At 46.0% G+C, this 23163-nt stretch carries 21 protein-coding genes and 1 other RNA gene; 18 read left to right on the top strand and 4 right to left on the bottom strand.

Translation table 11 applies throughout. The features are described from left to right. The first annotated feature begins 71 nt into the window (after window positions 1–71). Both sspA and sspB read left to right on the top strand, forming a co-directional pair. The gene (sspA, locus tag R7P36_RS18300; protein ID WP_213899721.1) at window positions 72–707 is read left to right on the top strand and encodes a stringent starvation protein SspA; all 636 of its coding nucleotides are present in this window, start codon (window positions 72–74) and stop codon (window positions 705–707) included. A 17-nt stretch (window positions 708–724) separates the two neighbouring features. After that, window positions 725–1210: a ClpXP protease specificity-enhancing factor gene (gene sspB / locus R7P36_RS18295; protein ID WP_005387408.1), complete on the top strand. Its 486-nt coding sequence runs from the start codon at window positions 725–727 to the stop codon at window positions 1208–1210. A gap of 73 nt (window positions 1211–1283) precedes the next feature. Here the strand turns inward: sspB and R7P36_RS18290 are convergent, their stop codons facing one another. The 4 genes from R7P36_RS18290 to R7P36_RS18275 are packed head-to-tail and all read right to left on the bottom strand — an operon-like array spanning window position 1284 to window position 4734. Next, entirely contained in the window at window positions 1284–1952 is a 669-nt protein-coding gene (locus R7P36_RS18290; protein WP_025768401.1) for a BON domain-containing protein, read from the bottom strand. Between the two features lie 21 nt (window positions 1953–1973). Continuing rightward, window positions 1974–2564: a phosphoheptose isomerase gene (locus R7P36_RS18285; protein ID WP_005372901.1), complete on the bottom strand. Its 591-nt coding sequence runs from the start codon at window positions 2562–2564 to the stop codon at window positions 1974–1976. A 3-nt stretch (window positions 2565–2567) separates the two neighbouring features. Beyond that, complete coding sequence (locus R7P36_RS18280; protein ID WP_213899722.1) at window positions 2568–2936, bottom strand: YraN family protein; 369 nt, start codon at window positions 2934–2936, stop codon at window positions 2568–2570. Continuing rightward, window positions 2923–4734, bottom strand: a complete 1812-nt coding sequence (locus R7P36_RS18275; RefSeq protein ID WP_213899723.1) for a penicillin-binding protein activator — start codon at window positions 4732–4734, stop codon at window positions 2923–2925. The genes R7P36_RS18280 and R7P36_RS18275 overlap by 14 nt, the downstream gene beginning before the upstream one ends. A 68-nt stretch (window positions 4735–4802) precedes the next feature. Here R7P36_RS18275 and rsmI point away from each other — a divergent pair, with 68 nt between their 5' ends. From rsmI to lpxC, 16 genes are all read left to right on the top strand, one after another. Further along, window positions 4803–5666: a 16S rRNA (cytidine(1402)-2'-O)-methyltransferase gene (gene rsmI, locus R7P36_RS18270; RefSeq protein ID WP_005372907.1), complete on the top strand. Its 864-nt coding sequence runs from the start codon at window positions 4803–4805 to the stop codon at window positions 5664–5666. A gap of 167 nt (window positions 5667–5833) precedes the next feature. Further along, an RNA gene (gene rnpB / locus R7P36_RS18265) (RNase P RNA component class A) lies at window positions 5834–6264 on the top strand. A 175-nt stretch (window positions 6265–6439) separates the two neighbouring features. Beyond that, window positions 6440–7390: a 16S rRNA (cytosine(1402)-N(4))-methyltransferase RsmH gene (gene rsmH, locus R7P36_RS18260; RefSeq protein ID WP_005372918.1), complete on the top strand. Its 951-nt coding sequence runs from the start codon at window positions 6440–6442 to the stop codon at window positions 7388–7390. A 5-nt stretch (window positions 7391–7395) separates the two neighbouring features. Further along, window positions 7396–7713, top strand: coding sequence for a cell division protein FtsL (gene ftsL / locus R7P36_RS18255; protein WP_005372920.1), 318 nt, complete (start codon window positions 7396–7398; stop codon window positions 7711–7713). After that, window positions 7710–9503, top strand: coding sequence for a penicillin-binding transpeptidase domain-containing protein (locus R7P36_RS18250; protein ID WP_086046525.1), 1794 nt, complete (start codon window positions 7710–7712; stop codon window positions 9501–9503). Before ftsL ends, R7P36_RS18250 begins: the two co-directional genes overlap by 4 nt. A gap of 62 nt (window positions 9504–9565) precedes the next feature. Next, window positions 9566–11047, top strand: a complete 1482-nt coding sequence (gene murE / locus R7P36_RS18245) for a UDP-N-acetylmuramoyl-L-alanyl-D-glutamate--2,6-diaminopimelate ligase (RefSeq protein WP_054578500.1) — start codon at window positions 9566–9568, stop codon at window positions 11045–11047. Beyond that, complete coding sequence (locus R7P36_RS18240; protein WP_154204845.1) at window positions 11044–12414, top strand: UDP-N-acetylmuramoyl-tripeptide--D-alanyl-D-alanine ligase; 1371 nt, start codon at window positions 11044–11046, stop codon at window positions 12412–12414. The genes murE and R7P36_RS18240 overlap by 4 nt, the downstream gene beginning before the upstream one ends. After that, window positions 12414–13496 (top strand): phospho-N-acetylmuramoyl-pentapeptide-transferase, encoded by a 1083-nt coding sequence (gene mraY / locus R7P36_RS18235; protein ID WP_005372931.1) that lies wholly within the window; start codon window positions 12414–12416, stop codon window positions 13494–13496. The genes R7P36_RS18240 and mraY overlap by 1 nt, the downstream gene beginning before the upstream one ends. 39 nt (window positions 13497–13535) lie before the next feature. Continuing rightward, window positions 13536–14849: a UDP-N-acetylmuramoyl-L-alanine--D-glutamate ligase gene (gene murD, locus R7P36_RS18230; RefSeq protein ID WP_318122248.1), complete on the top strand. Its 1314-nt coding sequence runs from the start codon at window positions 13536–13538 to the stop codon at window positions 14847–14849. 18 nt (window positions 14850–14867) lie between these two features. Next, window positions 14868–16064, top strand: coding sequence for a cell division protein FtsW (gene ftsW, locus R7P36_RS18225; protein ID WP_005372933.1), 1197 nt, complete (start codon window positions 14868–14870; stop codon window positions 16062–16064). Beyond that, window positions 16051–17118 (top strand): undecaprenyldiphospho-muramoylpentapeptide beta-N-acetylglucosaminyltransferase, encoded by a 1068-nt coding sequence (murG, locus tag R7P36_RS18220; RefSeq protein ID WP_318122247.1) that lies wholly within the window; start codon window positions 16051–16053, stop codon window positions 17116–17118. Before ftsW ends, murG begins: the two co-directional genes overlap by 14 nt. A 23-nt stretch (window positions 17119–17141) precedes the next feature. Further along, window positions 17142–18599 carry a UDP-N-acetylmuramate--L-alanine ligase gene (gene murC / locus R7P36_RS18215; RefSeq protein ID WP_005387395.1) on the top strand — a complete coding sequence of 486 codons (1458 nt, stop codon included), beginning with the start codon at window positions 17142–17144 and terminating at the stop codon, window positions 18597–18599. Window positions 18600–18791: 192 nt separating this feature from the next. Continuing rightward, complete coding sequence (locus tag R7P36_RS18210) at window positions 18792–19574, top strand: cell division protein FtsQ/DivIB (RefSeq protein ID WP_005387393.1); 783 nt, start codon at window positions 18792–18794, stop codon at window positions 19572–19574. Continuing rightward, complete coding sequence (gene ftsA / locus R7P36_RS18205) at window positions 19567–20829, top strand: cell division protein FtsA (protein ID WP_005372946.1); 1263 nt, start codon at window positions 19567–19569, stop codon at window positions 20827–20829. Before R7P36_RS18210 ends, ftsA begins: the two co-directional genes overlap by 8 nt. A 30-nt stretch (window positions 20830–20859) precedes the next feature. Then, window positions 20860–22098, top strand: a complete 1239-nt coding sequence (gene ftsZ / locus R7P36_RS18200; RefSeq protein WP_017633617.1) for a cell division protein FtsZ — start codon at window positions 20860–20862, stop codon at window positions 22096–22098. A 101-nt stretch (window positions 22099–22199) separates the two neighbouring features. Beyond that, window positions 22200–23117: a UDP-3-O-acyl-N-acetylglucosamine deacetylase gene (lpxC, locus tag R7P36_RS18195; RefSeq protein ID WP_005381871.1), complete on the top strand. Its 918-nt coding sequence runs from the start codon at window positions 22200–22202 to the stop codon at window positions 23115–23117. The last annotated feature ends 46 nt before the right edge of the window (window positions 23118–23163 follow it).

Here is a 23163-nt window from a genome sequence, read left to right as displayed (position 1 = left end):
CCAATTTTAATTGATGTACAATGGAGGCTTAGCCTCCATTGTTTTTATTTGTAAGTGTACTGGAGGGCTCCATGGCTGTAGCTGCCAATAAACGTTCTGTGATGACTCTTTTCTCAAGTGCATCAGATTTGTATAGCCATCAGGTTCGCATTGTACTAGCTGAAAAAGGCGTAAGTGTTGAAGTTGAGCTTGTTGACGAAGCAAACCTTCCTGCTGAGCTTGTTGAGCTAAACCCATATAAATCAGTGCCAACTCTTGTTGACCGTGAGCTAGCTCTTTACGATTCAAAAATCATCATGGAGTACTTGGACGAGCGTTTCCCTCATCCACCTCTAATGCCGGTTTACCCTGTTGCTCGTGGCAACAGCCGCTTGATGATGTACCGTATCGAACGCAACTGGTATTCACTCGCTGAAAAAGTGATGAAAGGTAATACGGAAGAATCAGAAAAAGCACGCACAAAGCTGCGTAATGATCTTCTGACGTTAGCGCCAATTTTTGCTGAATATGAGTACTTCATGAGCGAAGAATTCAGCTTGATCGATTGTTACCTAGCTCCACTATTGTGGCGTTTGCCTCAACTTGGTATCGATCTTGTTGGCCCTGGTTCAAAAGAAATCAAGGTATACATGAACCGCGTATTTGAACGTGATTCGTTCCTTGCTTCTTTGACTGAAGCTGAACGTGAAATGCGCCTAGTTCGTTAAGCGATTTAAAACACGTTATGGATATTGCAAAAATGACTGCTCGCCGCCCGTATATGCTTCGCGCATTTTACGACTGGTTAGTAGACAATGACTTGACTCCTCACTTGGTTGTGGATGCAACAATGCCAGGGGTGCGTGTCCCGGTTGAATTTATTCAAGATGGTCAAATTATTTTGAATATTGCGCCACGTGCAGTGGGTAATCTTGAGTTAGGTAATGATGCGATTACCTTCCATGCTCGCTTTAGCGGTCGTCCGCACTCAGTGATTGTGCCTGTGTATGCTGTTCAAGCTATTTATGCACGTGAGAATGGTGCTGGTACTATGTTTGAACCAGAAGAAGCGTACACTCACATCGAAGAAGAAGCGATGACCGAGGAAGAATCATCCCCATCGTTCACAACGGTTAGCGATGAGCCTTCTGAGTTAGTTTCTGATTCAGATGCCGAAGAGGACGATGCTCCTCGACCAAAAGGCAAACCAAGCTTAAGAGTGATTAAATAATAAAAAAGCAGCGTAACGCTGCTTTTTTCTTTTTAACTTTTGTTGAAGGTGATTTCAAGCCAAGCTTTGGAAATTACTCACTAATCGTAAAGACTTCGACGTTCTCTTCATTTTCTGTGCTTGCCTCACTTTCTATTGTTTGTACACCGTCACTCGGTAAGTCCACTTCAACAGGCTCCATTTCGCCGTATTGGAACCCTTTAATGACTTGTTTTACGCCTGAGATATTACGTGCGATTTCTGTCGCTCGATCGCCTTGCTCTGGCGTGACATAACCAAACAGAAAAACGTCGCCATCTTCGGTGATCACTTTAACCTTAACACCATTAAGCTCAGAATCAGTAAGCAAAGCTGACTTTACTTTGGTTGTGATCCAGCTGTCATTGCTAATCTGGGTAACAGTGAGTGGCTCTTTTTGTTTGATTTGATTGTGTATGACTTTTACACCACTAACTTCTCGAGCCCTTCGCTCTAAAGCAAGGATAAGGTCTTGTGTCGGAGCTTGTCCCATAAGGACTACAGTCCCATTATATGAACTGGCAACGACACGAACTTCACCTTTAAACGGTGCTTTATTGCCGATCGCCGCAACTTCGAATTCAATGTTATTGTCCTGCCAGATTTGTTTTGTCGTGCGTGTGTCCGTGACAATATTCGCTGTGGTTGCTGCACCTGCGATAAACAAACCTGCGCAACCACTTAAACTCAATGCTGTTAATAAGATAACAAGGCTACGTATCATAATTCTGACTCTCAGTCTTGGTTACTCTTCGTGAGCAGGGAAAAGCACCTGGTCAATAAGATCACAAAGACAATGGAGTGTTACCATATGTACTTCGTGAATACGTGCAGTGCGGTGTGATGGAATACGAATTTCGACGTCGTTCTCACCGAGCAGTCCTGCCATCTCTCCGCCATCTTTTCCTGTTAGCGCGATAATCGTCATGTCTCGAGTTACGGCTGCTTCCATCGCTTTGATAATATTTTTACTGTTACCGCTAGTCGACATGGCAAGCAAAATGTCGCCTGGTTGACCAAACGCTCGTACCTGTTTTGAGAAGATTTCCTGGTAGTGGTAATCGTTGGCCACTGCGGTTAGGGTGGTATTATCGGCGGTTAAGGCCATTGCTGGTAGGCTAGGGCGCTCAGTTTCAAAACGGTTTAAAAGACAAGAAACAAATTGTTGAGCGTTTGAAGCACTGCCGCCATTACCACAACATAAAATTTTATTGCCATTAAGCAGGCTCGACACCATCGCTTGAGCTGCATGAGTAATGGCATCAGGCAGCGCCTCTGCTGCTGCGATTTGAATTTGAATACTTTCTGTAAAGCTGTCTTTAATGCTGTCTAGCATCGCTTATCCTTCAGAGATTGCGTTTTCTATCCAGTTGATATCTCGCCCATTATCATGAATGGCGATGACATCAAATCGATAATCGATATTGTGTTTTAAGCGCTTTTGTTGGCTAAGCCAAACTTGTGCGGTTTTGACTAGCTTGCGCATTTTAGTGTGCGTCACCATTTCTGCTGCCGAGCCAAAGTGATTGTTCTTACGGTATTTGACTTCAACAAACACAATAGTTTCACCTTGTTGGAAGATTAAATCAATCTCACCGACCTTAGTCAGAAAATTTTGTTCAATAAAGTTTAAGCCCTGGCGTTGTAAATACTGCTTCGCCAGAGCTTCATATTGATTTCCGATTTGGCGCTTGCTAAAGAGCCCCACGCTCAGCCCAGCTTAGCTCACGCTGTACAACACAATTATTGTCGATACTTAAAATACCGGTTTGGCCGCCAACTGAGTAGCCCGGAACGACCTTCATTTGTGGCAGCTCCCCAATCAATTTATACGCATCCATACCCAGTGCTTTCAAACGTTTTTCCATGTTAGATTGCTCTGACCACAGCTCGTTCATTTCAGCGGTCACGCTAGGGTCTGGGTCAATCAGTAATGGAATATCGCTGTAGATGATGCCTGTTAGATCTTCGTAAGTCGCGCCGCCACTGTTGCTACGCGAGCTAGAGAAAATTTGTGGCGCTTTGGCGTCTGGGTTAATCGCTACCTCAATAAACGGCTTGATCAAAGTCAGTTCCGTGCTTCTAGCAACAATATAAACCGCATCGACATCACGACGGCTACGTGGCTGTGTTTCAAGCTTGATACGCATTAGTGATTGCATCTGAGCAATACGTTGTTTGCTTTCTTGCAGACCAAATACTTCATTGATGTCTTTTTGAAGTTGGCGCTTGTCACCAAAATAACTTGCTGCGACTTTATTAGAGCTGTACTTGCGCCACTCTTTGTTGAACGCTTCAGTTACACGTTCACCAAAGCTGCCCTTTGGTGCCAGAATCAGAGGGAAGTTATAGCCTTCGCTGAACAAGTGTTTCGCTGCTTGTGCGGCTTCTTGTTCCGGTGATAATGCCAAGTAGCAAATATTGCTATCTGGTTGCACATCTTCGGGAATATTTAGCGCAAGGGCTGGAATCGTAGGACCATTTTCTGAGCCATCCATGGTTGTGTGCAATAGCTCAACGTTCTCTTTTTCTAGAGGACCAACAACAAAATCGATGTTTTCATTGATCAAACGTTGTTTAATTTGGTCGGCGTTATACGCATTAGTGTCTATTACCGTGAGGGTAGCGCTTGGATCACGGTTACGATCATTCATCATCGCAAACACAAAACCATCACGAATTAATTGCGCTTGTGGCGAGAATTTACCAGTAAGCGGCAGTAACAAAGCGGTGTTGTTTGGTTTAACGATGTCTAGAGAGAGAATGTTTTGAATCTCTTCTGGTGTGTAGATAGCGGCTGGGTGCGATGGGTTCTCGTTTAACCAGCGTCCTAGGGTATTTTTTAGTTGAGATAAGTTGCCCGACAACGTTTTCGCATAAATAGCGAGTTGTAGCCAACCATCCAAAACATCTTCATTTGGCTCTGTTTCTAATGAGGTCAGTTCGTACTCGGAATAGCTGCCAAAGTTCATCCAAATACGGCTAGAAATCTCTCTCTGCTCCGCGGACGATGCATATTGGCCAAATGCAACCAGTTGGCGGTTTGCCTCAAACGCTTGGTTAAGACCTTGATAAGCGTCGGCACGCATCAAGTAATAGTCTTTCCATTGCTCATTTGGTAACTTCCACCAAGGTTTAAAATTCAACAATTGCAGCAACTGAGAGTAATTACCCTGTTTTTGCTGTATGGTCGCACGCGCTAGTTGCCACTCTGCTTGCTGAACTTCGGTTAACTGTTGACGAGCCAGGCGCTTGATCAACATTTCTGCTTGATCAAACTGGTTTGCTTGAATCGCGGCTTTGGTTGCCATGATCAACCAGTCATTTTGTAAACTGCCTTCCGTGCTATCAGCTTGGATCATATAGTTCTGAACAGACTGAGTAGGCTCAAGTGTTACATCAACGCCATCAGGCTGTCTTGGACCTGAAGAACAGGCGGCGAGCGTAATTGCTAGTGCAACAGGAGTAAGTATGCGTGGTACACTGAGTCTCTTATGGTTAATCATTGCCGTGAGTTCTCTATAATTTTGTACAAAATTGTCTCTATATTAATCGTTGAAGTGATGGTAAACAAATGACAGATAAAAATAAGTTGCCGAATGAGGGGCCAACTCTCTATATCGTACCGACTCCAATCGGAAATTTAGCGGATATCACCCAACGTGCTATCGAAATTCTGTCGACTGTGGACATCATTGCCGCTGAGGATACTCGACATACGGGCAAATTACTGTCTCACTTCAATATTCAAACCAAAACTTTTGCTCTACATGACCACAATGAGCAGCAAAAAGCACAAGTTTTGGTAGAAAAGCTGCTTTCCGGTCAGTCTATCGCATTAGTTTCTGACGCTGGTACGCCACTTATCAGCGACCCAGGATACCATTTGGTGACAAAATGTCGTCAAGCGGGCGTTAGAGTTGTGCCTCTTCCAGGTGCCTGTGCGGTCATTACGGCGTTAAGTGCCTCTGGCTTGCCATCGGATCGCTTTAGCTTCGAAGGTTTTTTACCACCGAAAAGCAAAGGTCGTAAGGATAAATTCCTAGAGATTGCTTCGGTAGAGCGTACGTGTATTTTTTACGAGTCACCGCACCGTATTTTAGACTCTCTACAAGACATGTTAGACGTTCTTGGCCCAGATAGAGAAGTTGTGTTGGCAAGAGAGCTAACAAAAACCTTTGAAACCATTCAAGGCATGCCGTTAGGTGAGCTGATTGAATGGGTGAAAAGTGACGATAACCAACAGCGTGGTGAAATGGTATTGTTGGTACATGGCCATCGTGAAACAACAGACGACTCACTACCTGAAGATGCTTTACGCACGTTAGGGATTTTGACCAAAGAGCTGCCTTTAAAAAAAGCAGCTGCTTTGGTGGCAGAAATACATAACTTGAAGAAGAATGCGCTATATAAATGGGGCTTAGAAAACTTAGACTAAGTGCCGCTAGCGAGATAAATGGTCAATGAGGGCTGATGTTTAGGCATCGGCCTTTTTATTATCTATTTTTGGCACGTTGACTAAAAAGTCATCACTTAGTGCATTCATTTCATCATATCTGTGATCTAACTAGACTCTGAAGTGAGAACTCTATACAATCCGCCCTCGGAGCTGACTGGGTAGTCGCTGCTTTGTTGATGTCCTTCGGGAGACTGACGTCGAAGTCCCTTTGGGAGACTGACGTTGACGTCCTTCGGGAGACTGACAAAGGGGAGGAAAGTCCGGGCTTCATAGAGCAAGGTGCCAGGTAACGCCTGGGGGGCGCAAGCCTACGACAAGTGCAGCAGAGAGAAGACCGCCGATGGCCCGTAAGGGTACAGGTAAGGGTGAAAGGGTGCGGTAAGAGCGCACCGGACGACTAGCAATAGTTCGTAGCAGGGTAAACTCCACCTGAAGCAAGACCAAATAGGCCTCCACATTGCGTTGCTCGCGTAAGGAGGCGGGTAGGTTGCTCGAGCCAGTGAGTGATTGCTGGCCTAGACGAATGGCTACCGCCGCGCAAGCGGAACAGAACCCGGCTTATGTGTCGGCTCCACCTATTCGAGACCCATCTCTACTTCGGTAGTGATGGGTTTTTTGCATTTAATTGACGCAAACTATGTCATTACCAATAAACTTGGCGTAAATCACGTCTAACTTTAGACTTGTGGTGGCGATGATGTAGGAAATCAGTACACTAAAGAATCGCTTCAAGATCATTCAACGAGAAAGCTATGACCGAAACCTTCCAACATATTTCCGTGTTATTAAATGAATCCATTGATGGCTTAGCTATCAAACCAGACGGCGTCTATATTGATGGAACATTTGGCCGTGGCGGTCACAGCCGGACAATTCTATCTAAACTCGGTGAAAATGGCCGACTGTACAGTATCGACCGTGACCCTCAAGCGATCGCTGAGGCAGGAAAAATCAATGACCCTCGCTTCACCATTATTCATGGTCCATTTTCTGGTATTGCTGAGTATGCTGAAGAGTATGGGCTAGTTGGAAAAGTGGATGGTGTTCTGCTGGATTTAGGCGTTTCTTCTCCTCAGTTAGACGACGCAGAGCGTGGCTTTAGCTTTATGAAAGACGGTCCGCTAGATATGCGTATGGACCCGACATCAGGTGTTCCAGTATCTCAATGGTTGATGGAAGCAGACCTCGATGATATCACTTGGGTCATTCGCGAGTTTGGGGAAGATAAACATGCGCGCCGTATTGCAAAAGCGATTGTTGCCTACCGTGAAGATGAAGAAAATGAGCCAATGGTTCGCACAGGTCAGCTGGCAAAATTGATTTCAGATGCCGCACCGAAAAGTTTTAAAGAGAAAAAACACCCTGCGACTCGTGCTTTCCAGGCTTTTCGTATTTACATCAACAGTGAGTTAGAAGAAATTGATACGGCACTTAAAGGCGCGGCGAGCATTCTGGCTCCTGAAGGCCGTTTATCTGTGATTAGCTTCCACTCTCTGGAAGATCGTATGGTCAAACGTTTTATCCGTAAAGAGAGCAAAGGGCCTGAAGTGCCACACGGTATTCCAATGACGGAAGAGCAAATTCGTGCTCTTGGTAGTGCGAATATGAAAGCGGTGAGCAAAGCGATTAAGCCAAGCAAACAAGAAATTGAAATGAACCCTCGTTCGCGCAGCTCTGTGTTAAGAATTGCAGAAAAGCTTTAATTATTATGACGAAATCCACTCCTAATCTTGCTAAGTTGATTGCAACGGATCTCCTCACCGTTGGTCGCTGGCCATTACTGTTGTTGCTATTGATCGTGGCATCGGCAATGGGAGTGGTATTTGCTACCCACCATGCGCGTCAAGCGATCACTGAGAAAGATCACACGTTGGTTGAACGAGAACGGTTAGATAGCGAATGGCGTAACTTAATGTTGGAAGAAACTGCCCTCGCGGAACACAGTCGTGTTCAAGACCTTGCCAAAAAAGAACTTGAAATGAAACGACCTGATGGCGATAAAGAAGTGGTTGTCACGCTCAAATGATTAGAAAAAAATCCAACACGAAACAAGCCAATAAGCGTAAACCTGTAGCAAAAGAGAAAGCGGCTACGGGGGATAAGAAAACCGATAACAAAGCAGTCAAAGTGGCGGTCGAAGAATCTTTCTTGATTCGTTGGCGCTTCCATCTATTACTGTTTTTTGTTTTTTGTGCATTTGCCCTTTTGGTGGCACGCGTAGCCTACATCCAAATCATTGAGCCAGATAACCTGATTAAACAAGGTGACCTACGTTCGGTTCGTGTTAAATCCATTCCTTCTGCTCGCGGTATTATTTCGGATCGAAATGGTGAGCCGCTTGCTGTCAGTGTGCCGGTTGAGGCGGTTTGGGCAGATCCTGCCACTATATTTAAAGAAAACGCGTTAAGCCAGACCAAAAGTTGGCATGCATTAGCGGATGTTCTTGGTATTGACCGACAAGGGTTAATAGACAAAATTAAGCGCAATGAAAAACGTCGCTTTATCTACTTGCAGCGCCAGGTCAGTCCGGCCATGGCGAACTATATTCGTGAGCTAAAGCTGCCAGGTGTTGGCCTTAAGTCGGAATCTCGTCGTTATTATCCTGCAGGTGAGGTTAGTGCTCACTTAGTCGGTGTAACAGGCATTGACGGGCATGGCCTAGAAGGTGTGGAGCGTAGCTACGATGAGTGGCTCACTGGCGCGGCGGGTAAGAAAACTATTCGTAAAGATCGCTATGGTCGTGTTGTGGAAAACATTGCTTGGCAAGACAAGCAAGAAGGTAAATCACTTCAGTTAACCATCGATCAGCGCCTACAGGCGATTGCGTATCGTGCGATTAAGCAAGCCGTTGCGGACCACCGCGCCACTTCAGGTTCCGTTGTCATGTTGGATGTAAAAACGGGCGCCGTATTGGCCATGGTTAATGCTCCTTCTTACAACCCTAACAATCGTAGCGATTGGCAAAGCTATCAAATGCGTAACCGAGTGATCACGGACTCAATGGAGCCCGGTTCGACCATTAAGCCTTTCGTTATTTTAGCCGCCTTAGAAAATGGGATAGCCGATAAAGATACTATCGTAGATACCGGTAATGGTGTCCTACGTTTAGGTGGTAGTCGAGTCAGAGATGTCTCTCGCGTAGGTAAAGCGAGCTTGACCACGATCCTTAAAAAGTCGAGTAATATCGGTGTGACGAAGCTAGCAATGCAAATGCCGGTAGAGGCGCTTCTTGGGCTGTACAGTTCAGTGGGTTTTGGTGAGCTTTCTGGCCTAAACCTAGTTGGGGAAGTGACGGGTATTTTTCCTACACGAACTCGTTGGTCGCCAATTGAGCGCGCCACGATTGCGTTTGGTTATGGTCTATCAATTACACCAATCCAGCTAGCCCATGCTTATGCGACGCTTGGAAACCTTGGCAAATACGAGCCTATTCATATTATCGAAAGCAATGATCATGACATGTCACGCCAAGTGGTGAGTGCGAAGTATGCGCGTCAAGTATTAGACATGTTGGAAACCGTAACTCAAAAAGGGGGCTCGGCTCGCAGAGCGGCAGTTCCTGGTTATCGAGTAGGAGCGAAAACGGGTACATCACGTAAAGCTTCTGCCGGTGGGTACAGCGACGAGTACATCACCTACACGGCTGGGCTTGCTCCGGTTAGCGATCCGCGAATTGCTTTAGTAGTGATCGTAAACGAGCCTCAAGGCGATGACTACTATGGTGGTTCGGTAGCGTCTCCTGTCTTCTCTGAAATCATGAAAGGCGCGCTACAAATACTCAATGTTGCACCTGACGAAAACAAATTCCAACAGTAAGCCCTGTGGTTTACTGAGCAAACAAAATTAAGAAAACCTGAGCCAAAGCTCGGAGAACAAATATGACTAAAGCCATCAGTATGGACGTGCTGCTTTCCCCTTGGGTGGATTGCCCTAGCTTATCGTCCGTTCTTGTTTCTGAATTGGAGCTCGACAGCCGAAGAGTTCAACCTGGAACCACGTTTGTAGCAGTGATTGGCCATGTTGTGGATGGGCGTAAATTCATTGCCTCTGCAATTGAGCAAGGTGCAAATGCAGCCCTGGCGCAAGCCTGCGATGTCAAAACACATGGTACGGTGGAAATCATTGATGATGTTCCCGTCATTTACATTGATAGGTTGGACCAACGTTTATCCGCAATTGCTGGAAAGCTTTATGCTTACCCTGATATGGATTTGATTGGTGTCACCGGCACCAACGGCAAAACCACCATTACCCAGTTAATAGCGCAATGGCTAGAACTGCTTGACCATAAAGCGGCGGTAATGGGAACAACAGGAAATGGCTTCCTCAATAACTTGCAACAAGCTGCGAATACAACGGGGAATGCCGTTGAAATTCAGAAAACGCTCTCCTCTCTCGCAAATCAACAAGCCACATACACCGCGCTAGAAGTATCTTCCCATGGCCTGACGCAAGGTCGTGTCAAAGCATTATCATTTGCGGCGGGCGTGTTTACTAACTTAAGTCGTGACCATCTTGATTACCATGGCACGATGGAAGAGTATGCCAATGCAAAGCTTGGGTTGTTCACGCAACACCAATGTGAACGTGCCATTATCAATGTTGATGATGAAGTAGGTCATCAATGGGCGTCGCAGTTAAGTAATGCGGTCGCTGTTTCGCTCAAACCGAACACTGAATTTGAAAGCGCAATTTGGGCGACGGAAGTCAGTTACGCGGAGTCAGGGATTACTATTAAGTTCGATGGTAAATTTGGTTCAGGTGAATTGCACGCGCCATTGATTGGTGAGTTTAATGCAACCAACTTAATGCTCGCTTTTGCGACCTTATTAAGCTTAGGTAAAGAGAAACAAGCGTTACTCGAAACCGCAGGTCAACTGCAACCTGTACTCGGCCGAATGGAGTTATTCCAAACTGAGGATCGTGCCAAAGTCGTGGTTGATTATGCCCATACTCCTGATGCTTTAGAAAAAGCGCTGCAAGCTTTACGAGTTCATTGTGAAGGCCAGCTGTGGGCTATTTTTGGCTGCGGTGGCGATCGCGATGCAGGTAAGCGCCCAATGATGGCGGAAATTGCAGAGCGTCTAGGCGACAGAGTGGTGTTGACTGACGATAACCCACGCAGCGAAGACCCGGTTCAGATTGTGAAAGACATGTTAGCTGGGCTGTCAAAACCTGCTGAAGCGATTGTTCAGCATGACCGCTTCAAAGCACTGTCTTATGCCATTGAAAATGCTTCGCCAAACGACATTATCTTGTTAGCTGGGAAGGGTCATGAAGATTATCAGATTCGTAATGGCGAAACGATTCATTACTCCGACCGCGAGTCCGCAATGCAACTTTTAGGATTGACCTCATGATCAAAGTAACGTTATCTCAAATTGCAGACATCACTCGTGGCGAGCGATTCGGCGACGATCTACTTATCGACGCGGTTTCTACTGATACACGAGCGATTGAGCGTGGGGCTCTATTTGTGGCGTTAGTAGGGGAGCGCTTTGATGCGCACAACTTTTGCCAACAAGCGGTAGATGCAGGTGCCGGTGCTTTACTCGTGGAAAAACGCTTAGATGTGAATGTGCCGCAAATTGTGGTGTCGGATACCAAACTTGCATTGGGTGAGTTTGCTTCTTGGGTGCATCAAGCATGCCAAACACCTACCGTTGCCATCACCGGAAGTTGCGGTAAAACGACCGTAAAAGAAATGGTTGCGAGTATCCTGCAATTGAAAGGCAAAGTGCTATTCACGGCGGGTAACTTCAATAATGATATTGGTGTTCCGTTGACATTATTGCGCTCACAGCAGGATGATGATTATGCCGTGATTGAGCTTGGTGCTAACCATATAGGTGAAATTGCTTACACGACTCAGTTAGTAAAACCAGATATCGCGTTAGTGAACAATGTAGCTGCCGCTCACCTTGAAGGCTTTGGTTCTATCGATGGCGTGAAACAAGCCAAAGGTGAAATCTACCAAGGCCTTTCAGCTGGTGGTATTGCGATTGTTAACCTAGACAGCAATGGTGAAGCTAAGTGGGATGAAGTGTTAGCAGATAAGAATAAGAAAGTCATTACTTTTTCACAAAGTAATACTGATGCAGACTTCTTCGCTTCTAACATCGTATTGAACGCCGCAGGTGAAGCAAGCTTTGACTTACATATCGCAGCAAGCTCACAAGAAATTGAACTGTCTCTGGGTATTATAGGTCAACACAACGTTGCGAATGCGATCGCTGCTTCTATTATTGCGTTACAAATGGGCGCCACATTAGAAGAGGTTCGTGCTGGCCTTAAACATTTGAACAAAGTGAAAGGTCGCGTCGAGGTTGAAGCGCTGAGCGAAAAGATAAAATTGATTGACGACAGCTACAACGCGAGCGTGCCAGCCATGAAAGCGGCAGTTGATTTATTGGCCGCTTTCCCAGGTCAACGCTGGCTGATTTTAGGTAATATGGCGGAATTGGGCGAGGAAAGTCTTGCACTTCATCGTCAAGTCGGGGAACATGCTGCCCCACAAAAATTTGAACATGTTCTCACATATGGTGCAGACGCCAAGGTGATCAGTGATCTTTGCCAAGGCATTCATTTTGAGACGCACCAAGAGATAATTGAATACATCAAGCAGCATCTAGACCAAGCCGTTCCTGAAAGCCATACGATGTTGGTGAAAGGAGCGAACGGTGCACGTATGTTTGAAGTCGCTGCTGCTTTGAAGGAGTATTATTAATGATTATTTGGCTTGCCGAGCTGCTACAGCCATACCTGTCTTTTTTCCGATTGTTTGAATACTTGTCTTTTCGAGCAATCCTAAGCGTATTAACCGCTCTAGGTCTGTCATTATGGATGGGACCAATCATGATCAAGCGTTTGCAAATGCTGCAAATTGGTCAGGTAGTGCGTAACGAAGGTCCTGAATCTCACTTTAGTAAGCGTGGTACCCCAACAATGGGCGGTATCATGATCTTAGCGGCCATCTCAATCACGATTTTGCTATGGACAGACTTATCCAACCCTTACGTATGGGCGGTACTGACAGTCTTACTTGGCTACGGTGCGGTCGGATTTGTTGATGATTATCGTAAAGTGGTACGCAAAAATACCGATGGCTTGATCGCGCGTTGGAAGTACTTCTGGCAGTCGTTGATCGCGTTTGTCGTCGCTTTCGCATTGTATGCTTACGGTAAAGACACAGCAGCAACTCAGCTAGTGGTGCCATTCTTTAAAGACATCATGCCGCAGCTTGGTTTGATGTATATCATTCTGACTTACTTTGTCATTGTAGGTACAAGTAACGCGGTTAACCTGACTGATGGTCTAGACGGTTTGGCAATCATGCCAACGGTTCTTGTTGCAGCAGGCTTCGCGGTTATTGCATGGGCGACCGGTAACGTTAACTTCTCTGAATACCTTCATATACCATACTTACCGCATGCTTCTGAGTTAGTTGTCGTATGTACAGCAATCGTAGGTGCAGGCCTTGGTTTCTTGTGGTTTAACACTTACCCAGCACAAGTGTTCATGGGCGATGTAGGTTCACTAGCGCTTGGCGGTGCATTGGGCACCATTGCTGTTCTAGTTCGTCAAGAGTTGGTGTTAGTGATCATGGGTGGCGTATTTGTAATGGAAACGCTATCAGTCATCCTGCAGGTAGGTTCTTACAAATTACGTGGTCAGCGCATTTTCCGTATGGCACCAATTCACCACCACTACGAATTGAAAGGTTGGCCAGAACCTCGCGTAATCGTGCGCTTCTGGATTATTTCTATGGTTCTTGTTCTGATTGGTCTTGCGACATTGAAAGTGCGTTAATCGCACTTTCCAAGAATAAGATTTACAGTGTGATCAAATATGGAACGTTGGCAAAACATACATAGTGTTGTCGTCGTAGGGCTCGGTATTACCGGGCTCTCTGTCGTTAAACACCTAAGAAAAAATCAGCCACAACTTGTGGTCAAAGTCATTGATACTCGTGTAAACCCTCCAGGTGCAGAGCGCTTGCCGGAAAGTGTTCAACTACATAGTGGTGGTTGGAATACAGACTGGCTTTCTGACGCGGATCTTATCGTGACCAACCCTGGTATTGCGCTAGCGACACCAGAGATCCAAGCCGTATTAGCAAAAGGTACGGCAGTAGTAGGTGATATCGAGTTATTCGCTTGGGCGGTGCAGAAACCGGTGATTGCGATTACGGGCTCAAACGGTAAGAGCACAGTAACCGACCTCACAGGTGTGATGGCTAAGGCTGCAGGTTTGGATGTTGGCGTTGGTGGTAACATCGGTGTGCCTGCTCTGGATTTGTTAGAACAAGACGCAGACCTATATGTACTCGAACTCTCGAGCTTCCAGTTAGAAACGACGTCAAGCTTAAAGCTCAAAGCCGCTGCGTTTCTGAATCTTTCTGAAGATCATATGGATCGTTATCAAGGCATGTCTGACTATCGACAAGCCAAGTTGCGTATTTTTAACCATGCTGCTCTTGCGGTCGTGAACCGTGATGATCAAGACACCTTCCCAGACGCAGAGATGCCATTGGTGACATTTGGCAGCGACAATCAGGACTTTGGTCTCGAGGTGGATGGCAACCGTACTTGGCTGCTCGATCACGGTCAACGAGTTGTCGCAAGTGATGAGCTTAAGTTGGTTGGTAAGCACAACTTATCTAACGCTCTGGTTGTTTTAGCGCTATTAAAAGCTGCGGACGTAAACTATCACAAAGCATTGAATGCACTTAAAAATTACACGGGACTGACACACCGATGCCAGGTGGTTGCGGATAATCAAGGCGTCAAATGGGTGAATGACTCTAAAGCAACTAATATTGCCAGCACTATGGCTGCGCTATCTGGTTTGGAATCGACAGGCAAGCTCTACTTACTCGTTGGTGGTGTTGGCAAAGGTGCTGACTTCTCGCCATTAAAGCCGATCTTCGCGACGCTTAACTTGCAACTGTGTTGCTTTGGCGCTGATGGCGATGAATTTATGCCACTGCATGAATCTGCAATACGTTTCGACACTATGGAAGATGTGATTCAACAAGTATCTTCGCAGTTAAAACCAGGTGATATGGTGATGCTGTCTCCTGCATGTGCTAGCTTTGATCAATTCGACAACTTTATGGCAAGAGGTGATGCTTTCGCTGCTCTTGCTCAGAAATATGCATAATTAAAGGTTACACACTTCGTGGGTTTAGGTAACGTTAAACGCAGTATTGGCAATTGGCTCAAGCATCCAGCCCCAGAGGCGATGTTTGATCGTCAGTTAGTGTGGATTGCACTGGGTTTGATGTTGACTGGTTTGGTCATGGTAACCTCTGCATCATTTCCAATCAGCTCTCGATTAACGGAACAGCCGTTCCACTTTATGTTTCGTCATGCGACGTTTCTCGTGCTGGCGTTAGGGACCTCCGCTGTTATTTTGCAAGTGCCTTTGCAAGAGTGGTTTAAGAAGAGCCATTACTTACTTTGGGCTTCTTTCGCACTGTTGATCATCGTGCTTTTGGCGGGTAAGTCGGTTAATGGTGCGTCTCGTTGGATTCCCCTCGGGCTGTTTAACCTTCAGCCAGCGGAGGTCGCGAAGCTATCGCTGTTTATCTTCATGTCTGGTTACTTAGTTCGAAAGCAAGACGAAGTACGACAAACGTTCTTTGGTGGCTTTATGAAGCCAATCATGGTGTTTGCCTTCTTCGCAGTATTACTACTTGGTCAGCCAGACTTGGGGACGGTGGTCGTGATGCTGGTCACGCTGTTTGGCATGCTTTTTATCGCAGGTGCAAAACTAACCCAGTTTCTCGCCTTGATGGTGGCAGGTATCGGTGCTGTCGTTGGTTTGATTCTCGTCGAGCCATACCGTATGCGACGTGTAACCTCCTTCCTTGACCCGTGGGAAGACCCGTTTGGTAGTGGCTATCAGTTGACTCAGTCTTTGATGGCGTTTGGTCGTGGTGAATGGTTCGGACAAGGTCTCGGTAATTCAATTCAAAAACTGGAATATCTACCGGAAGCGCATACCGACTTTGTGTTTGCCGTACTTGCTGAAGAGCTTGGTTTCGTAGGCGTAGTGCTGGTCTTAATGCTGATTTTTAGCTTGGTGCTAAAAGCGGTTTACATCGGCAAGCGTGCATTTGAAGAAGGCGAAATGTTCGGAGGTTATCTGGCTTTCGGAATTGGTATTTGGTTTGCGTTTCAAACCTTGGTTAATGTTGGAGCCGCCGCCGGTATTGTTCCAACTAAAGGTTTAACACTTCCACTCATCAGTTATGGTGGTTCTAGTCTAATAATTATGTCCGTCGCAGTGTCCATATTACTGCGTATCGATTACGAATGCCGCTTGAAACGCGAGCAACAACAATCAGAACAACAAGCTAATGAAACAAAATAAACGTTTGATGGTGATGGCTGGTGGTACTGGCGGTCACGTATTCCCAGGTTTGGCGGTAGCAAAACAGCTTCAAGAACAAGGTTGGGAGATCCGTTGGTTAGGTACGGCGGATCGAATGGAAGCGGATTTGGTGCCAAAACATGGCATTGAAATCGACTTTATCAAAGTGAAAGGGTTACGAGGTCAAGGCGTTAAACGTCTTCTTGCAGCACCATTTCAAATTATCAATGCCATTATGCAGGCTCGTGCTCACATGAAACGCTGGCAGCCAGACGCAGTGCTTGGTATGGGCGGTTATGTTAGCGGCCCGGGCGGTATTGCCGCTTGGATGAGTGGCATTCCTGTTGTTCTGCATGAACAAAATGCAGTAGCAGGTTTAACGAACCAATGGTTATCGAAAATCGCTAAGAAGGTTTTTCAGGCTTTCCCCGGCGCTTTTCCAAATGCCGAAGTGGTTGGGAACCCAGTTCGTGAAGACGTGACTCAATTAGCAGCGCCAACTGAGCGCATGCAAGAGCGCCAAGGTCCAATTCGCATTTTGGTGATGGGTGGCAGCCAAGGCGCACGTATTCTTAACCAAACTCTGCCAGACGTGATGTCGAAATTGGGCGAAGATTACTGTATTCGTCATCAAGCGGGTAAAGGTGCTGCCGAAGAAGTGAATGCAGCATACCAAGCTAATGGTGTGGTAAATGCAGAAGTAATGGAATTCATTGATGACGTGGCAGAAGCTTACGCATGGGCTGACCTTTTAGTTTGTCGCTCTGGAGCGTTAACCGTATCTGAAGTCTCGGCGGCAGGTGTAGGCGCTATTTTTGTTCCATTAATGCACAAAGACCGCCAGCAAGCACTTAATGCAGACCTCTTGGTGGATTGCGGCGCGGCGAAAATGATTGAACAACCAGATTTAACCGTTGAGTCTCTGACTCAGCAGATCCAACAATTGGATCGCCAAGCTTTACTTACAATGGCTGAGCAAGCGCGTGGCGCTGCAAAATTGAATGCTGACCGAGTTGTCGCACAAGCCATTGTCGCTTTGACCGAAAAGCGTTAACCGAATTATTGAGAATAGAATTGATGACAATCCAACATACACAAGACTTAGCTCAGATTCGCGCAATGGTGCCAGAGATGCGCCGCGTGAAATCCATCCACTTCATCGGTATTGGTGGTGCGGGCATGAGCGGCATTGCAGAAGTGCTGTTGAACGAAGGCTATCAAATCACAGGTTCTGATCTATCAGAGAACGCTGTGACAGAGCGTTTGGTATCAAAAGGTGCGACGGTATTTATCGGTCATCAAGCCAGTAATGTAGAAAAAGCCAGTGTGGTTGTTGTGTCAACGGCGATCAACGAAGAAAACCCAGAAGTGATGGCGGCACGTGAATTACGCATCCCTATTGTACGCCGCGCAGAGATGTTGGCTGAATTGATGCGATTCCGTCACGGTATTGCCGTTGCGGGTACACACGGTAAAACCACGACGACCGCTCTTGTTACTCAAATCTATTCTGAAGCCGGTCTTGATCCAACGTTTGTGAATGGCGGTTTGGTGAAAAGCGCAGGTACAAATGCGCGTCTAGGCTCGAGTCGTATTCTAATTGCAGAGGCAGATGAAAGTGACGCGTCATTCCTGCACTTGCAACCAATGGTGAGCATTGTTACCAATATCGAAGCCGATCATATGGATACCTATGGTGGTGACTTTGAAACCTTAAAGCAAACCTTCATCGACTTCCTTCATAATCTACCGTTTTACGGCCAAGCAATTGTTTGCATTGACGATCCTGTGGTTCGAGAGTTAATCCCACGTATTAGTCGTCAAGTGATAACTTACGGTTTTTCTGAAGATGCCGACGTACGTATTGAAGATTATCGTCAAGAGGGGCAGCAAGGCAAATTTACGGTAGTACGTAAAGGGCGAGCTAACTTAGATATCACGCTGAATATTCCAGGTCGTCACAATGCATTGAATGCGTCTGCTGCGATTGCGGTTGCTACTGAAGATGACATTGAAGACGATGCGATCCTAAAGGCAATGGCTGGTACGCAAGGTACGGGAAGACGTTTTGATCACCTTGGCGAGTTTGATACTGGCAACGGCCATGCAATGCTTGTTGATGATTACGGCCATCATCCCACAGAAGTGGATGTAACCATTAATGCAGCACGCAGTGGTTGGCAAGACAAGCGTTTGGTGATGATTTTCCAACCGCACCGTTATAGCCGTACTCGTGATTTATACGATGATTTCGCGAATGTGCTTGAACAGGTAGATGTATTGATCATGCTGGATGTTTACGCAGCGGGTGAAAAGCCGATTGCAGGGGCTGATGGGCGCGCTTTATGTCGCACAATTCGCAGCCGAGGCAAGGTAGATCCGATTTTTGTTCCAGAAATCGAGCAATTACCTTCAGTTTTAGCTAACGTTATACAAGACGGCGACCTAATCTTAACGCAAGGTGCGGGTGATATTGGTAAAGTGGCGAAACAGCTGGCAGGTCTTAAATTGAATATAAACAAGATGCTTGGCTGACACATATTGTTGACGCGAAGGACAGATAAAGACTCAGATCTCGATTTTGCGTCAATATCATTGTGATTTATTGCTATCAGTGTTTGATAGTTTACAAGAGCTCAGTATAATCCCAAGGTTAAAGTCAAGACTTTTACCTCTGCGTAATTATATGGGTAAAAAGTACACGACAAAAGTCAGGAAACGAAGACGTTGTTGAATATTGCACTGAATGACGAGCGACCAAACACGGGTAACAACCGTGGTCGCCAAGAAAAAATCTTGGGTGCGTTATTTTTCGTTGTGGTTGTGACTTTAATTAGTTCTGTTTTGTACGCGGCGATCAGTTGGATGTGGGATGACCAAAGGTTACCTCTCTCCAAAATAGTACTTCAGGGGAAACTGGAGTATGTCCAAGCTGACGATGTGCAGGCTGCATTTAGTCGAATTGATCACATCGGTACATTTATGTCCCAGGATATTGATGTATTACAGCAAAGTGTCGAAGCTCTGCCATGGGTAGCGCATGCCGCAATCCGAAAGCAGTGGCCGGATACAGTAAAAGTTTTTTTGACGGAGCATCAACCAGAAGCCATTTGGAATGGCAACGAACTGTTAGATAAAAACGGGTTCGTTTTTGATGGAGATGTTGCTCTGTTGCAAGAAGAAAAAGTGAAGCTGTACGGACCCAAAGATAGCGGGCCGGAAGTCTTACAGACTTACCGTGATTTGAGTCCTAAGTTTCAGCAATTGGGTTTAGCGATATCGTCTCTGGTATTAAACGAGCGACGAGCTTGGCAAATCATCCTTGATAACGGTATTCGATTAGAGCTCGGTAAAGAGTCTCTTCTTGAGCGTATAGAGCGCTTTTTTAAGCTCTATAACAAGCTTGGCAGTGACACGCAAAGAATCAGTTATATCGATCTTAGGTACGATACAGGAGCCGCAGTTGGTTGGTTCCCTGAACAAGAGTTAGAAGAGAGTACAGATGACTAAGGCCGCTGATGACAACATTATTGTTGGTCTTGATATAGGCACTGCAACCGTATCGGCTCTAGTGGGTGAGGTTTTACCAGACGGTCAAATTAATATTATTGGCGCAGGTAGTAGCCCCTCACGCGGCATGGATAAAGGTGGCGTGAATGATTTGGAGTCGGTTGTAAAATCAGTACAACGTGCAATTGATCAAGCTGAATTAATGGCAGAGTGCCAGATCAGCCGAGTCTTCATTTCGTTGTCTGGTAAGCATATCGCAAGCCGAATTGAAAAAGGTATGGGCACGATTTCTGATGAAGAGGTGTCTCAAGAAGACATGGATCGCGCTATCCATACCGCAAAATCGATTAAAATCGGTGATGAACAGCGAATTCTTCATGTGATCCCGCAAGAGTTCACCATTGATTACCAAGAAGGAATCAAAAATCCGCTTGGTTTATCTGGGGTAAGAATGGAAGTGAGTGTCCACCTTATCTCATGCCATAATGACATGGCACGCAACATTATTAAGGCGGTAGAACGCTGCGGCCTTAAAGTAGAACAACTCGTATTTTCTGGGCTTGCTGCTAGTAATGCAGTAATCACCGAGGATGAAAGAGAGCTTGGAGTTTGTGTGGTTGATATTGGCGCCGGCACGATGGATGTGGCCATCTGGACTGGCGGTGCGTTACGTCACACAGAAGTATTTTCGTACGCAGGAAATGCTGTAACCAGTGATATTGCTTTTGCTTTTGGCACGCCAGTGAGCGATGCTGAAGAAATAAAAGTCAAATATGGCTGTGCTTTGAGTGAACTGGTCAGTAAGGATGACACGGTTAATGTACCAAGCGTAGGTGGACGACCATCACGTAGCCTGCAACGTCAAACGTTGTCAGAAGTGATTGAGCCACGCTACTCTGAGCTTATGGGACTGGTTAACCAAACTATCGACTCTGTACAAGCAAAATTGCGCGAAGAGGGTATCAAGCACCATCTGGCTGCGGGAGTTGTACTCACCGGCGGTGCTGCGCAAATGGACGGAGTGGTAGAATGTGCGGAACGCGTATTCCGCAATCAAGTAAGGGTCGGCAAACCGCTCGAAGTCAGCGGATTAACTGACTATGTAAAAGAGCCGTACCATTCTACGGCAGTTGGATTACTTCATTACGCAAGAGACATGCAGTCTAGCGACGATAGCGATTATAATGAACCTAAACGCTCATCTGTAACTGGCTTTTTCGATAAATTGCGTAACTGGATACAAAAAGAGTTTTAACCTGAGTTGCAGGATAAACGGAGACAACACATGTTTGAACCGATGATGGAAATGTCTGACGATGCAGTAATCAAGGTCGTTGGGGTTGGTGGCGGCGGTGGTAACGCCGTTGAACACATGGTGCGTGAATCCATCGAAGGTGTGGAATTCATCAGCGTCAACACTGATGCGCAAGCACTTCGTAAGACAAGCGTTGGCAATGTAATTCAGATCGGTGGTGATATCACTAAAGGTCTGGGTGCAGGTGCTAATCCACAGGTTGGCCGTGACGCAGCTCTCGAAGACAGAGATCGAATTAAAGATTCCCTGACTGGCGCCGATATGGTGTTTATCGCAGCTGGTATGGGTGGCGGTACCGGTACTGGTGCAGCGCCTGTTATTGCTGAAGTGGCTAAAGAGCTTGGCATTCTAACAGTAGCGGTAGTAACTAAACCGTTTAGTTTTGAAGGTAAAAAGCGTTTGGCATTTGCTGAGCAAGGTATCGATGAGCTCTCTAAGCATGTTGACTCTTTGATCACGATTCCAAACGAAAAGCTACTTAAAGTACTTGGTCGTGGTGTAACACTACTAGAAGCTTTTGCAAGCGCTAACGATGTTCTTAAGAATGCCGTTCAAGGTATTGCTGAGCTAATTACTCGCCCTGGCATGATCAACGTCGACTTTGCGGACGTAAGAACTGTAATGTCTGAAATGGGTCACGCAATGATGGGTAGCGGCATCGCCAAAGGTGAAGACCGTGCTGAAGAAGCGGCTGAAATGGCAATTTCTAGCCCACTTCTGGAAGACATCGATCTAGCGGGCGCTCGTGGTGTTCTTGTCAATATTACTGCTGGTCTGGATATGCGTCTTGACGAGTTTGAGACGGTTGGTAATACAGTGAAGGCATTCGCTTCTGACAATGCGACTGTTGTTATCGGTACTTCTCTAGACCCTGATATGACTGACGAAATCCGCGTAACAGTTGTAGCGACAGGTATTGGTAATGAGAAAAAGCCAGATATCACGCTAGTTGCGGGTGGTAAAGCTAAAGTGGCACCGACGCCGCAAGCTCAACCACAGCAACAAGCAGCGGCAACGCAAGCTGAAGAAAAACCGGCACAGACCTTGCAAAATAATCAAGTGCAAGAGAAGCCACAGGTAACTCCTCAGCCGACAAACACTGCTCCTTCTTCTCCAGCTTCGTCGAGCCAAAGTTCTGCGGCTCCAAAGCAAGAAAAGGAAAGTGGTTATTTAGATATACCGGCATTTTTGCGTCGTCAGGCTGATTAATCTTTAACCCATAAATTTGACATGGCTCAAAATTATGGTAGCATTCACGGTCGACGTTACAGACGGCCGTGTTTTGTAGCAAATTTTTGAGAGGCAAGCAGATGATCAGACAACGTACTCTGAAAGAAATAGTGAAAACAACTGGTGTGGGTCTCCACTCTGGTCGTAAAGTCACACTTACTCTGCGCCCGGCTGCTGCAAATACAGGTATCATTTACCGTCGTACAGATGTAAATCCACCTGTAGATTTTCCAGCTGATCCAGCTTCGGTTCGTGACACCATGCTTTGTACTGCATTGGTAAACGATGAAGGTGTGCGTATTTCAACTGTTGAGCACTTGAATGCGGCACTTGCTGGTATGGGCATCGATAACATTGTTGTCGAAGTAGACGCACCTGAAATTCCGATCATGGATGGTAGTGCAAGCCCATTTGTATACTTGCTACAACAAGCAGGTATCGAAACGCAAAATGCGCCAAAACGCTTCATCCGTATCAAAAAGCCAGTTCGTTTTGAAGATGGTGATAAATGGGCAGAATTTGTACCATTTAACGGCTTTCGTATGGACTTCGAAATTGAGTTTAATCACCCAGCGATTGAATCAGACGAGCAACGTTTGCTGTTTGATTTCTCGTCAAAAGGCTTTGTTCGTGAGATTTCTCGAGCACGTACGTTTGGCTTTATGCGTGATATCGAATATCTACAATCTCAAAACCTAGTTTTGGGTGGTAGTTTTGACAATGCTATCGTTTTGGATGATTACCGTATTCTTAATGAAGAAGGTCTACGCTTTGAAAATGAGTTTGTGACTCACAAAGTGTTGGATGCGATTGGTGACCTTTACATGTGTGGCCACCCAATCATTGGTGAATTCCGTGCCTTTAAATCTGGCCACGGTTTAAATAACCAACTGTTACGTGCTGTTCTTGCAGATCAGGAAGCGTGGGAGTGGACTACATTCGAAGAAGAAGTCGGCTCACCAGTAGCATTCGCAGAACCAAATATGGTGCTTGCGTAAATACTTGGCATTAGAATTAATAAAAAACCAGGCTTATGCCTGGTTT

It is taken from the genome of Vibrio sp. 397 (genome assembly GCF_033339395.1).
GTDB classification, from domain to species: Bacteria; Pseudomonadota; Gammaproteobacteria; order Enterobacterales; family Vibrionaceae; genus Vibrio; species Vibrio alginolyticus.
Note: the sequence above shows the minus strand (reverse complement) of the source record. Positions and strands in the feature narration are given on the sequence as shown.